Source organism: Streptomyces sp. NBC_00224 (assembly GCF_041435195.1).
In the GTDB taxonomy this organism is placed as follows: Bacteria; Actinomycetota; Actinomycetes; order Streptomycetales; family Streptomycetaceae; genus Streptomyces.
This window is the reverse complement of record NZ_CP108106.1, coordinates 8098918-8111684: the sequence shown is the minus strand read 5'-3', so window position 1 is coordinate 8111684 and position 12767 is coordinate 8098918. Positions and strand designations below refer to the sequence as shown.

10 protein-coding genes are annotated in these 12767 nt (G+C 71.7%); 3 read left to right on the top strand and 7 right to left on the bottom strand.

Translation table 11 applies throughout. The annotated features are described in order from the left end of the window. Positions 1 to 263: 263 nt before the first annotated feature. The 3 genes from OG965_RS36265 (at position 264) to OG965_RS36255 (ending at position 3983) form a co-directional block, all read left to right on the top strand. Positions 264 to 1418 carry a hypothetical protein gene (locus OG965_RS36265; protein WP_371656316.1) on the top strand — a complete coding sequence of 385 codons (1155 nt, stop codon included), beginning with the start codon at positions 264 to 266 and terminating at the stop codon, positions 1416 to 1418. Between the two features lie 103 nt (positions 1419 to 1521). After that, positions 1522 to 2148 (top strand): winged helix-turn-helix domain-containing protein, encoded by a 627-nt coding sequence (locus tag OG965_RS36260; RefSeq protein WP_371656315.1) that lies wholly within the window; start codon positions 1522 to 1524, stop codon positions 2146 to 2148. A gap of 35 nt (positions 2149 to 2183) precedes the next feature. Beyond that, positions 2184 to 3983, top strand: a complete 1800-nt coding sequence (locus OG965_RS36255; RefSeq protein WP_371656314.1) for a long-chain fatty acid--CoA ligase — start codon at positions 2184 to 2186, stop codon at positions 3981 to 3983. Positions 3984 to 4067: 84 nt separating this feature from the next. Here OG965_RS36255 and asnB read toward each other — a convergent pair whose 3' ends face one another. The 7 genes from asnB to OG965_RS36220 form a co-directional block, all read right to left on the bottom strand. Continuing rightward, on the bottom strand, positions 4068 to 5912 hold the full coding sequence (gene asnB / locus OG965_RS36250; protein WP_371656313.1) for an asparagine synthase (glutamine-hydrolyzing): 1845 nt from the start codon (positions 5910 to 5912) through the stop codon (positions 4068 to 4070). Between the two features lie 89 nt (positions 5913 to 6001). Beyond that, positions 6002 to 6421, bottom strand: coding sequence for an aspartate 1-decarboxylase (gene panD / locus OG965_RS36245; RefSeq protein WP_371656312.1), 420 nt, complete (start codon positions 6419 to 6421; stop codon positions 6002 to 6004). 48 nt (positions 6422 to 6469) lie between these two features. Further along, on the bottom strand, positions 6470 to 7885 hold the full coding sequence (locus OG965_RS36240; protein ID WP_371656311.1) for an aldehyde dehydrogenase family protein: 1416 nt from the start codon (positions 7883 to 7885) through the stop codon (positions 6470 to 6472). A gap of 35 nt (positions 7886 to 7920) precedes the next feature. Further along, on the bottom strand, positions 7921 to 8916 hold the full coding sequence (locus OG965_RS36235) for an alpha/beta hydrolase (RefSeq protein WP_371656310.1): 996 nt from the start codon (positions 8914 to 8916) through the stop codon (positions 7921 to 7923). A 40-nt stretch (positions 8917 to 8956) separates the two neighbouring features. Continuing rightward, entirely contained in the window at positions 8957 to 10441 is a 1485-nt protein-coding gene (locus OG965_RS36230) for a flavin-containing monooxygenase (protein ID WP_371656309.1), read from the bottom strand. Then, positions 10438 to 11856, bottom strand: coding sequence for an FAD-binding protein (locus tag OG965_RS36225; RefSeq protein WP_371656308.1), 1419 nt, complete (start codon positions 11854 to 11856; stop codon positions 10438 to 10440). The genes OG965_RS36230 and OG965_RS36225 overlap by 4 nt, the downstream gene beginning before the upstream one ends. 70 nt (positions 11857 to 11926) lie before the next feature. Then, positions 11927 to 12391, bottom strand: coding sequence for an acyl-CoA thioesterase (locus OG965_RS36220; RefSeq protein WP_371656307.1), 465 nt, complete (start codon positions 12389 to 12391; stop codon positions 11927 to 11929). Positions 12392 to 12767 lie beyond the last annotated feature (376 nt).

Sequence of the window (12767 nt, the reverse complement as noted above, 5' to 3'; positions counted from 1 at the left end):
CGTCTCCGTACCCGCGGGTAATCCGGACAAGGCCGCGACCGCGACCGGCCTGCGACAGGGCCGGACCGGGCCCTTCCCATGCGGCGCACACCTTCGGTACCGAAGCCTCGCCGCGGCGCCGCCCCGCGAATCTCTGTGGTGGGGACCGTAGGGACACGGCGTACGGCCGCTGCCAGTCTCGAAGACACGGGCTGCCGAACGGGCCGGGCACAGCGCCTCCCACCGGCAGCCCATCCCCCACCCCCCACGAGATGTGCCTGCCGATGTGCCCCACACGCAAGAGCCCGCTCGCCCACCCGCTCTCCTCGCTGCGCAGGAAGGAGGGCCTCTCCCACGCCGGCTACGCCCAGCTCGTCGCACGCAAGCACGCGGAACTCGGCTTCGGCAGCATGGCCGCACGCCGCGAGAAGGTCGCCCGCTGGGAGTCGGGCAAGGTGACCCCGGAACTGACCGCGCAGTTCACGATCGCCCGCCTCCACGGTGTGCCCCGCTCCGAGGTGCTCCGCCTCGGCTGGCCGCACTGGCTGCACATCGCCGGGGGATCGTCCGTGCCGCTCTGCGCCCCCTGGACAGCCGAGGAAACCCTGCGCTCCCTGCGCGCCCTGGCCCGCTCCCAGCAGGGCCTCGCCCTCGACGACGGCCTCTTCACCGTCTGCGCGGCTCCACTGGACCAACTGGTCGTGCACTGGCAGGAGTTGACCCGTACACCGCCGTCGCCGCCGGAACGCGAGGGCCACCCGCTGGCCGACGCCACCGTGGCCGCCCTGGAAGCCCGCCACCGCCAGCTCCGACGGCTGTGTCCCACCGAGGCGCCCTCGACCAACCGTCTCCTGGCGGACGCGGAGCTGCGCGTGGTCACCGAGCTGCTCCACACCGCCTGCTACGGACCGGAGTTGGGCACCCGGCTGCTGTCGGCCGCGGCCCGCGCCGCGTGTCTGAGCGGACTGCTCGCGTACGAACTCGACGACCAGGCACGCGCACAAGCGGCCTACGTCGCTGCTCTCAGGGCCGCCGCCCTGATCCACGACCACGAGCTCGGCCGCTGGGCCCTGGTGCTCCTGGCCGCCCAGCAGATGGGCCAGGGAGCCCCGGCCAACGCCCTGCGGCTGCTGGCCCCGGCCGATCTGCCGCCCCACCCGCCCTCGCGAACCGACTCCCCGCTGCCGTCCCTCGTGGACGCCGGCCGCAGGGCGGCCCGCACGCTGCTGGGGCGAGCTCACGACGCACCCCGCCAACGGCCCGGCCACACCCCCACGCCCTCGGGACACCCCTCGCCCCACGAGGAGCTCACCGAGCTGGAAACCCTCATTCGCCACGCGTTCACGTACGACACCACACCGACCGGGGCCGTGCCCACGCAGGCACACCCAGGGCACAGCCGTTCCTCTGGAATCCGCGCCCGCGAACGGATTGTGTGAAGTCCGTGCCGCGCACCCCCTCTCCCCGCCCGGTATCGCCCCGGGCAGCCTCCCCCGTTTCACGGACCCAGCCGATCACCTCCCTCATCCAAGGAAGGCAACCGTGACTCTCCCGCTCACCCTCCCCAGCCCGCCCCGCCCCCACCGCCTGCCGCCTTATGGCCGCCCCGCCCCCGGCGCGCCCTCGCACACCTCGCTCGGGCCCGTCCGCATCCTGCGCTGGCCCGAGCAGGCGCACCAGCTCGACCAGTGCCGCGCCCAAGGGGTTCCCCGTCTGCTGCTGGTCGCGCCGACCGCACCGCCCCCGCACTGCGTCGACCAGCTGGAGGACTGGATCCGCACTCCCGCCGATCCCCAGGACGTCCACGCGCGGCAGGCCGCGCTGCAAGTGCGGGCGGCGCCCCGCGACCCGGTGCTCGACCAGCACGGCATCCTGCACTTCGCCGATCAGGCCGTGCCGCTCGGGCAGGGCGAGGCCGATCTGGTCGCGGTGCTGCTCTCCTCGTACCGCGGGACCGTCGGCCGCGAGGACCTGACACGGCGGATGTGGCCCGCGGGCGAGATGCCCCGCCGCAACGCGCTGGACGTGCGCGTCCTGCGCCTGCGCCGCCGCCTCGCCCCGCTCGGCCTGGTGATCAAGACGGTGTGGGGCAAGGGCTACATGCTCGACACCCAGCCGGACGCCCAGGCCGCCAACCGCTGTGCGCCGGGCGGGGAGTGGACCCGATGAAGACGCCGCCGATACCGACGACACCGCCGACGCCAATGACACCCACCACACCCCTCACCCTCGCGGACCTCGCGCCCCGTGGCGCCGAACGATGGCCGCACGCCCCGGCCCTGCGCTGGCGCACCGCCGGGGGAACCCCGCGGCAGCTCACCTTCACCGAGGCCCGCGAAGCCACCGACGAGATCGCTCGCGGCCTGATGGCCCTGGGCCTCGCCCCCGGCGACCGGGTGGCGATCCAGAGCCGGCTGCGCCCCGAGTGGACCCTCACCCTCCTGGCCGCCGCCTCCTGCGGCCTGGTCCTGGTGTCGCTGCTGCCCACCACGGTCCCCGAAGAGATCGTCCACGTCGTCAACGACTGCGACGCGAAAGCGATCATCTGCGAGGACGACGAGCAACTCGCCAAGCTGCGCACCGCCCTGCCCGATCTGCCGGGGCTGCGCCACATCATCGTGATCGACCAGGAGCCCGGCACTGACATCCCGCCGACGACGCTCGCCGAACTGCGCGCCGCCGGCTCCCACGCGGTGCCCGCCGCCGCACTCGCCCGGCGGCGCGCCGCAGTCACACCCGACGACCTGCTGGTCATCATCTACACCTCGGGAACCACCGGCCCGAAAAAGGGGTGTGCACTCTCCCACCGCAACTACGTGGCGGTCCTGCGGGCCCATCCCGCGCCACCACAGCGCGCACCGGACGAGCCGGACACCTCGCACGGCACCGTCTTCGTCGTCACCGGCCCCCACACCATCGCCCTGCTCATGCAACTGCTCAGCTGGTGGTCCGGCTATACCTTCTCCAGCTTCAGCGGGAGCTCGCCCGACCGGATGCCGGCGGAACTGCGGGCGGCCTCGCCCGCCATCGTCCCGCTCGTTCCCCTCGCACTGGAGATGGTCTACCGGTCGGTCCTGGCTTCGCGCTCCGCCGCCGGGCGTGCCGAGCTGATCGACGCGGCGCGTGCCGGGCTGCGCGTGCGCCGGATGCGCGCCGCGGGTGAACCGGTGCCGGACGACCTCCAGAGGTGGTTCGACCACGCCGACAGCACCCTCTTCGCCGCGGTGCGCGAGCGCTTCGGCGGCAATCTGCGCCGCGCGACCGTGTCGGGCGCACCGGTCTCCCCCGACATCCTGTCCTTCTTCGTCGGCTGCGGGCTTCCCCTGGTCGAGTGCTATGGAATGACCGAGACTGCGGCCGCCGCGACCTCCAACTCCCCCGGCGACAACCGTCTGGGCACCGTCGGCAAACCCCTGCCCGGGGTCGAGATAGCCATCAGCGAGGACGGCGAGGTCCTCATCAAGGGCGACCACGTCTTCCGCGGTTACTGGGGTTACGACGAGGGCGAGTTCGGCGCCGTCCGCGACGGCTGGCTGTACACCGGCGACCTCGGCGAGCTGGACCAGGACGGCTATCTGCGCCTGACCGGCCGCAAGAAGGAGCTCATCCAGCTCTCCAACGGCATGGCCGTCACGCCCCATCCGCTGGAGCGGGAGTTGCGCACCCACCCCCTCGTCTCCCAGGCCGTGCTCTACGGCGAGACCAAACCGCACCTGGTCGCGCTTCTCACGCTCGACGCGGAGCGGGCCGCGCAGTGGGCCGCCGAACGGGGTCTGCCCACCGATGTGCGCACCCTGGCCGCCCAGCCGCTCCTGCGTGAGGAGATGGGCCGCGCGCTGGAGGCCGCCAACGCCACGCTGCAGGAGTACTTCCGCGCCAAGGCGTTCCACGTGCTCGACCGCGACCTCAGCATGGCGACCGGAGAGCTGACGGTCTCCATGAAGGTCGCGCGCCCCGTCGTGCACGCCCGCTTCCGCGAACTGTACGAATCCCTCTACGAGTAGAACCCGCAGCACATGGGGAAGGCCCCGGTTCGGTGTGACCGAACCGGGGCCTTCTCCATGCCCGTTGGGCGAGCGGATCCCGCCTCAGATCTTCAGCTCGGGCTTGTACAGGTCGAGCCAGACGTGCAGGTCGAGGAGCTTCTCCAGCAGCAGGCGCTGTCCCGGTGCGTTCGCGGACGTGTTCCAGGGCGTGCCGGCGGCTCGTATCGCGGCCTGCCGGTCCACCAGGGCGAAGACCGCGGCGTCCCGCTCCGCCAGGACGTCCCGGGCCTGGCGTTGCAGTGCCTCGACATAGCGGATGTCCTGCGTCATGGGGTACGGGCTCTTGGTGCGGCGCTGGACGACCTCCGGCACGACGTGGCGGGTGGCCTCGCGCAGGATGCTCTTCTCCCGCCCGTCGAAGACGTGCAGGGGCCAGGGGATGTTGTACGCGTACTCGACGATCCGGTGGTCGCAGAAGGGCACCCTGACCTCCAGCCCGGCGGCCATGCTGAGCCGGTCCTTGCGGTCGAGCATCCCGCCGAGGCTGCGCGTGACGTGGAGGTACAGCAGTTCACGTGCTCTGCGCCGGTCCGCGCTCTCGCCGTCGAGGACGGGCGCCGCGGCGATCGCCTCGCGGTAGCGCTGCTCGGCGAACTCCGGTATCTCCAGGGCCTTTTGCAGATCGGCCCGCAGGAACCCGCGGTCCTGCCGGGCACGGCCCGTGGCGGCGGTCAGCCAGGGGAAGCCCGTGCTCGCGCTGATCGCCGGGTCGTGGAACCACCAGTACCCGCCGAACATCTCGTCGGCGCCCTCACCGGACAGCGCGACGGTCGAGTGCGCGCGCACCGCGCGGAAGAGCAGCAGCAGCGAGTGGTCCATGTCGCCCCGGCCCACAGGGAGGTCCCGGGCCGCCACACAGGCGCGCCGGACCTCCTCGTCGGCGAGGGCCGCCGGGTCCAGGACGAGGTTGGTGTGGCGGGCGCCCACGTGATCGGCGACGGCCTGGGCGTAAGCGGTGTCGGGGCTCACGTTGTGTCCGTCGGGGACGAAGTGCTCCTGGTGGCCGACGAAGTCGACGGAGAAGGAGCGCAGCGGCTCGCCGCCGTAGGCGAGTTCACGGGCGGCAAGACCGGTGATGGCGCTGGAGTCGAGTCCCCCGGACAGCAGGGTGCACAGCGGTACGTCGGCGACGAGCTGCTCGCTCACGGAACCTTCGAGCAGCGCGGCCAGGTGGCCGCCGGTCACCTCACGGCCGTCGGTGTGCTCGGTTGCCCGCAGCTGCCAGTACGACCGCTCGCGCAGCCCCGCGCGGTCGAGCACGGCCAGATGGGCCGGCGGGAGCTCGCGCATGCCCTTCCAGACGGCGGCGCCGGGTGTCTTGACGCCGAGCATGATCTCCCGCAGTCCGTCGAGCTCCACGACGGCGCGGACGTCCGGGTGGGCGAGCAGCGCCTTGGGCTCGGACCCGAAGATCACTCCGTCGGGCGTGGGGTGGAAGTACAGGGGCTTGATCCCGAGCCGGTCACGGACCAGGAGCAGCCGCTCGGTGCGGCCGTCCCACAGGCCGAAGGCGTACATGCCGGTGAGGCGGTCGACGAGCGCGTCGCCCCATTCGAGGTAGCCGCGCAGCACCACCTCGGTGTCGCTCGCGGTGGTGAACCGGTGGCCGCGGGCGCGCAGTTCGGCGCGCAGCTCGCGGAAGTTGTAGACCTCGCCGCTGTAGGTCAGCGCCACCGTGCCGTCGGCGGTGGTGGCGGTCATCGGCTGGGCGCCGCCGGCCAGGTCGATGATGGACAGCCGGCGGTGGCCGAGCGCCGCGTGGCGGTCGGACCAGGTGCCGCCCGCGTCGGGCCCGCGGCCGGTCATCGTGGCCGTCATCCGTTCGAGCAGGTGACGCCGTCCGGTGAGGTCACCGTCGTACGACACCCATCCAGTGATTCCGCACATCTTTGTCTCCGGGTGGTGGTGCAGGGCCACCGGGGCGGGGCGGCGTCGGGGGCGGCCCCGCCCCGGTGGACGGTTGCGGTGGCAGGGGGTCAGTCGACGAAGACGTGGTCGCCTCGGACGGTCGTGCCGTCGGGCGTGGCCTCGGCCGGATCGGATCCGAGGGAGACCACCTTGTTGTCCGCGTCGACGAAGACGACCCTGGGCTCCACCTTGGTGGCCTCCGACGCCTCGACCATCCCGTACGCGATGATGATCACCAGGTCGCCGGGGCTGATGAGCCGGGCCGCGGCTCCGTTGATGCCGACCACGCCGGAGCCCCGGGGCCCTTCGATGAGGTAGGTGGACAGCCGGTTGCCGTTGTTGATGTCGACGATGTCCACCTTCTCGCCCGGCAGCAGGCCGGCGGCGTCCATGAGGTCGGCGCACAGGGTGAGGGAGCCGACGTAGTGGAGGTCCGCCTGGGTGACGGTGGCACGGTGGATCTTGGAGGTGAACATGGTCCGGAGCATGGGATCGGTTTCCTGTCTGTGCGGAGGTGTGAAGGGGAGGGAAAGGGGTCAGAGTTGGACGGACTTGACTTCGAGGAACTCCTCCAGCCCGAAGACGCCGTGTTCACGGCCGTTGCCGGACTGCTTGTAACCGCCGAAGGGGGCACGGGGGTTGAAGCCGCCGCCGTTCACCTCGACCTGCCCCGCGCGGATGCGCCGGGCCACGGCGACGGCGCGGTCCCGGTCGGCGGACCACACCGCGGCGGCGAGCCCGTAGGGCGTGGCATTGGCCAGCGCGACGGCCTCGTCCTCGTCGTCGTAGCACTCGATCACCAGCACCGGGCCGAAGACCTCCTCGTGCTGGACGTCCATGGCGGTGGTGACGTCGGACAGGACCGTGGGACGTACGTAGTACCCGCACGGCTGGTCCTCGGGGGACTCCACGCCGCCGGTGATCAGCGTGGCGCCCTGGTCCTGTGCCCGCTGGACGTGGCGCCGCACCCGTTCGCGCTGCGCGGCGGAGACCAGCGGGCCGAGTTGGGTGGCCGGCTCCAGGGGATCGCCCACCCGGGTCGCCTCGGCGGCCCGCGCGGCGGCCTGTTCGACCTCTTCCTTGCGGCCGCGGGGCACCACGAGGCGGGTCAGGGCGCAGCACGTCTGCCCGTTGTTGAGGAAGGCCGCGGCGACGGCCCGGGGCACGACGTCGGCCGGGTCGGCGTCCGGAAGCATGACCGTGGGGCTCTTGCCGCCCAGCTCAAGGCCCACCCGTTTGACCGTGCCGGCGGCGGTCCGGCTGACCTTCTTGCCGACTTCGGTGGAACCGGTGAAGGAGATGAAGTCGACATCCGGGTGGGCGGCGAGCGCCTCCCCCACCACTGGGCCGACCCCGCTGACCAGGTTGAAGACACCGGCGGGGAGCCCGACTTCGTCCATGGCCGCGGCCAGTTCCCAGACGCTGAGGGGTGCCACTTCGCTGGGTTTGAGCACCACCGTGTTGCCCGCCGCCAGCGCGTAGGCGGCTTTCGCGGCGACCTGGTACAGCGGATAGTTCCACGGTGTGATCGCGCCCACGACCCCGAACGGTTCGCGCACGACGAGCGAGTTGGCCTGGCTGTGTTCGTACGGGTAGGACGCGCCCACCTCGGCCGCGGTACGGAAGGCCAGCACGGCCAGGCCCACCTGCGCCATGCGGGCGAACCCGATGGGCGTCCCCACCTCGCGGGCGATCAGCTCGGCGAGGTGCGGGCCGCGGCGCTCCAGAGCGTCGGCCACCTCGCGCAGATACGCGGCCCGGCGCTCCGCGGGGGTGTCCGCCCAGCCGGCGAAGGCGCGCCGGGCCGCGCGCACCGCGGCGTCCACGTCCTGGGGCGTGCCGCCGGGTACCGAACCGATCACCTTCTCGGTGGCCGGCTCGATGACGTCGATGACGGTGTGCGAAGTGGAGGCGGTCCAGGTGCCGTCGAGGTAGATGTGGCGGTGGTGCATGCCGTCGCCCCTTCCTGAGGGCCGGGTGGGAGTGGTCATGACGGAGCGACTTCGCACCGGGGGCCGGGGCGGCTTCGCGGCGCGGTGGGCGGATGGGCCCGCACGGCGTGCTCGATGTCGCGCAGTGCCGTACCGAAGGCGGCAAGGTGCGGGAGCAGGAAGAAGATGTGCAGGGCCCCGGGCATACGGCTCACCGTGGCGGGCACCCCGTCCCGCTCCAGGCGGCGCGCGTACTCCTCCCCCTCGTCGCGCAGCGGGTCGTGCTCGGCGGTGAGGACGAGCGCCGGGGGCAGAGCGGAGAAGTCGTCGGCGAGGAGCGGGGCGGCCAGCGGGCTGCGTGCCGCGCCGGGATCGGGCACGTACAGCTCCCAGAAGCGCTCCATCGCCGCGCGGGTGTTCAGATAACCGACGGCCTTCTCGCGGTAGGACGCGAACGGGGTGTTCCGCGCGGGCGCCAGCGGAGGGCAGATGAGGATCTGCAGCGCGGGGCGGGGACCGCCCTCGTCCACCGCCGTCCGGCACGCGGCGGCGGCCAGGTTCGCCCCGGCGCTTTCCCCCGCGACGATCAAATGGCCGGGGTCCGCGCCCAGTTCGGCCGGCCGTGCGGCGAGGGCGCACAGGGCCGCGTACGCGTCGTGCTGCGGCCCGGGGAACTGGGTCTCGGGGGCGAGCCGGTATCCGGCACTGGCGACGACGGCGCCCGTCGCGTTGGCCAGCCGGCGCAGCGGCCGGTCGACCAGGTCGACGTCGCCCGCCGCCCAGCCGCCGCCGTGGAAGAACACCAGGAGCGGGCGTGGCCCGGGCCGCGGCTCTGGCTGGTACACGCGCACCGGCAGCATGCCCGCCGGTCCCGGCACGAGGGTGTCGACGACGCGGGCCACCGGTTCCGGCGGCCCCTGGGCCTGGCGGAGCCGGCCGACGAGCAGGCGCAGTTCGGGGATGTCGGCGCTCTCCAGCGGCGGGAACCCCTGCTCCCGCAGCGTTTTCAGAATGCTTTCCGAGTCCGAGCTCGGATGGGATTGCGGTTGCATGGCTATGGCGCTCCTTGCGGTGGGGCAGGCAGCCGCGGGGTCACGGGCGGCGTTGCCGGGGCAGGGCGGGGCGGAAGTCGGCCAGGTTCAGGCGCGCGGTCCTGCGGCGGTACTCCACCGTCTGGCCGGGCCAGTTGTTGGTCACCCGGCCCGAGGGGTGCCGGTACCAGCTGGTGCAGGAGGCCCACACCGAGCGTCGGGTGCGCCGGGCCATCTCGGTGTCGAAGGCCTCGGCCACCTCGGGACGTACTTCGAGGAAGGCCCGGGTGCCCTTGGCCAGTTCGAGGACCGCCGCCCTGATGTAGCGGATCTGGCTTTCGATCATGTAGATGGCCGAGCCGGCGCCGATGTTGGTGTTCGGGCCGTAGACGAGGAACAGGTTGGGAAACCCCGGCACCGTCATGCCCAGGTGGGCGCGGGCTCCGTCGCTCCAGAGCCGGGCCAGGTCCGCGCCGCGCCGTCCGCTCACCCGCAGTGGTCCGAGGAAGTCGGTGGCGGCGAACCCGGTCGCGTAGACGACCGTGTCGACCTCGTGCCGCGTGCCGTCCGTGGTGCGGATCGCCGTCTCGGTCATCTCCGCGATGGGCTCGGTCACGAGGGTGACGTTGGACCGCTGCAGCGCCGGGTAGTACGTGCTGGAAATACCCACCCGTTTGCACCCGATGGCGGTGCTGGGCCTGAGCCGTGTACGCAGCCCGTCGTCGGTCAGCTGCTTGCTCAGCTGCGCCTCGCTGCCGCGCCGGGTCAGCCCCACGGTGGGCCAGCGCCGGGTCAGTCCGCTGACCAGTGACTCGTTGAACAGCCACCAGCCCAGCCGCGCGGCCTTGTGCCGCACGTCCCGCACCCGGCCGGGCAGGCGCGGGGCGGGCAGGGCGCGGTCCCACTTGGGGACGACATGGGGAGCCGACCGCTGGAAGACGGTGAGGTGCTCCACCTCGTCGGCGATGGCCGGAACGATCTGCAGGGCGCTCGCGCCGGTGCCGACCACGGCCACCCGCCGGCCGCTCAGGGAGTGCCCGTGGTCCCACCGTGCCGAGTGGAAGGCGCGTCCGGTGAACCGCTCGGCACCGGGTATCCGGGGGACGACGGGCCGGCTGTGCTGGCCGCAGGCGGCGACGAACACCTCCGCCTCGATCGTCTCCCCGGCCGCCGTGCGCAGGTGCCACAGCATGCGGTCGTCGTCGAAGACGGCGTCGGTGACTTCCTCCCCCAACCGCAGATGGGGGCCGAGGCCGTGGGTCTCCACGCATGAGCGCAGGTAGTCGAGGATCTCCGGCTGCGGGGCGTACCTGCGCGACCAGGGGTGGCGGGGGCCGAAGGAGTACGAGTACAGGGAGGCGGGTACGTCGCAGGCCGCCCCCGGGTAGGTGTTGTCCCGCCAGACGCCGCCGATCCCGGGCGCCTTGTCGAGGACGACGAAGTCGTGGTGGCCGGCGCGCTTGAGGGCGATGGCCATGCCCAGTCCACCGAATCCCGCGCCCACGACGGCGACCCGTACGCGCCGCCCGGCGGTCCGCGTGCTCACCGCTCGTCCTCGGCCGGGGTGGGCGGGATGTTGTGGTTGAAGCGGAGCAGGTTGTCGGGGTCGTACTGGGCCTTGACCCGGGACAGGCGCCGCAGGCGGGCGTCGTTCCAGAACGCGTTGACCCGCATGTCCGCGTCGTCCTCGCTCAGCAGGTTGAGGTAGGCGGCGCCCGTCCCGAAGGCGCGCAGCTGTGCCCCCGCCTCGCGCACCCAGCCCCGGCACCGGTCGTTGTCCGCGGGGTCCGCCCACTGGCCGACGACGTGGATCAGCCAGCTCTCCTCGCGGTGGGCGAAGGCGGTGGCGTCGGCGGGCACCCGGGTGGGCGCCGCGTCGAAGGGGATGACCTGGAGGACGGTCTCGGGCGAGGGGAGGTCCGCACCGATACGCGCCACCGTCTCCCGTTCGTCGGGGCCGAACTCCGGCAGGAACTCGCTGGTCCAGTACTGCTGGTGGTCGCGCGGGTTGGCGGGGTCCAGCATGGACTGAACGTGCACGAGCGGCATCGGGGCGACGACGTCGATGAGCGGTTCGCCGAACTCGCGGAAGCGCCGCACCACTTCCCAGCCCTCCTCGACGTCGCCCGCGTAGCGCAGGAAGAAGGCCACGACGGGCCGGCCGCGGTGCTCTGAGGGGAAGAACTCCAGGTCCGGAACGCGCAGGAAGACGACGTCGGTGCTCAGTTCGTCCGGGGTGTCCGCGATCTCCTGGTGCAGGAACTCCAGGACCGCGGGGGCCTCTTCGACCGGGTAGGCGACGATGCCCGCCAGCATCATCGGTCCCACGGGGTGGGCCTGGTACTCGAAGGAGGTCACGATGCCGAAGTTCCCCCCGCCGCCGCGCACGGCCCAGAACAGCTCCGTGTTCTGCTCCGCGCTGGCGGTCACCAGCTCCCCGTTCACTGTGACCATGTCCACCGAGAGCAGGTTGTCGCAGGTCAGGCCGTACTTCCTCTGCAGCATGCCCATGCCGCCGCTGAGGGTGAGGCCCGCGATGCCGGTCTCGGAAACCTGGCCGCTGGGCACGGCGAGCCCGTGGACCTGGGACTCGCGGTCCACATCGCCCAACGTCGCCCCGGCCTGGGCGCGCACGGTGCGGCGCGCGGGATCGACGTACACCCCCCGCATCAGGGACAGGTCGACGAGGAGTCCGCCGTCGCAGGTGCCGTGGCCGGCGATGCTGTGCCCGCCGCCGCGCACGGCGATGGGAAGACCTGCCTCACGGGCGTGGGCCAGGGCCGCGAGCACGTCGGCGGTGTCCAGGCAGCGCACGATGAGCGCGGGGCGGCGGTCGATCATCGCGTTGAAGACGCGGCGCACGGTGTCGTACTCCGGGTCCGCCGGAGTGATCAGCTGTCCTCGCAGTGCGGTACGCAGCTGCTCGATGGCGGGGGAATCCTCAAGGGCGGGGGAACGCATGCCTTGCCTCCTGTGGCTGTCGGCGGTGGGTCGAGAAGGCGGGCGGCACGGCTGCCCGCCGATGTGACGGTCAGGCAAGGGCGGCGGCCGCCTCGGCACGGCGGCGCTCCATGAACTCCTCGAACTTGTCGTGGAGTTCGTCCGTGGCGCGCATCAGACGGCCGGTGGCGGGATCGACGAGCGAGTGCACCGAGTGGGCTTCCGCGAGGAGGCGTCCGCCGTTGGTGCGGTAGATCTCGTAGTGGCACTCCAGATGGCGCCGCGGGGTGAGCGCCCAGGTCCGGATGGTCAGGTCGTCCAGGTACTTGGCCGGCTCGTGGAAGCGCGCCCGGAAGTTCGTCGTGGTGATGGTGTAGTTCCAGAAGTCGACGCCCACGGCGAGGGCGAACGCCTCGCGCCCCAGGTCGAACCAGGGAACGTAGCTGGCGTAGTAGGCATGGCCCTGCACATCGCATTCGCCCCAGCGGACACGGGCAGTCGTATCGATGTGGTTCCAGCCTTCGATGGCCCGAACCGTTTCAACCCAGCGCGGCATGACGCCTCTCTTCTCTCACAGGGGTTCAGAAAAGGCACGCCCGGAGGAATTCCGAATTCCTCGACGGGCCCCGAAATGCGGAACCGAGCCGCATCGGCACACGCAGGCTATGCAGGTGCACAGCAAACCGTCAACAAGGCTTCGAAAGCATTACTCAGCGCCTTCCACCATGACGTTGAGCTGCCAAATCTTGCATACTTCTTTCATTCCTTACCGCTCCGGAAAAGAGGACTTTCATGCCCGGTAAGAGAAAGGGACAACCGCGAAAGATCGGTTGACAGGAATGCCGGACGGAATCTAACTTCGTCATCGGGACGAGCGACTCGGCTTCACCCGAAACCCCTGATTTCCTTTTCGGGCACCATTTCCCTTGTCC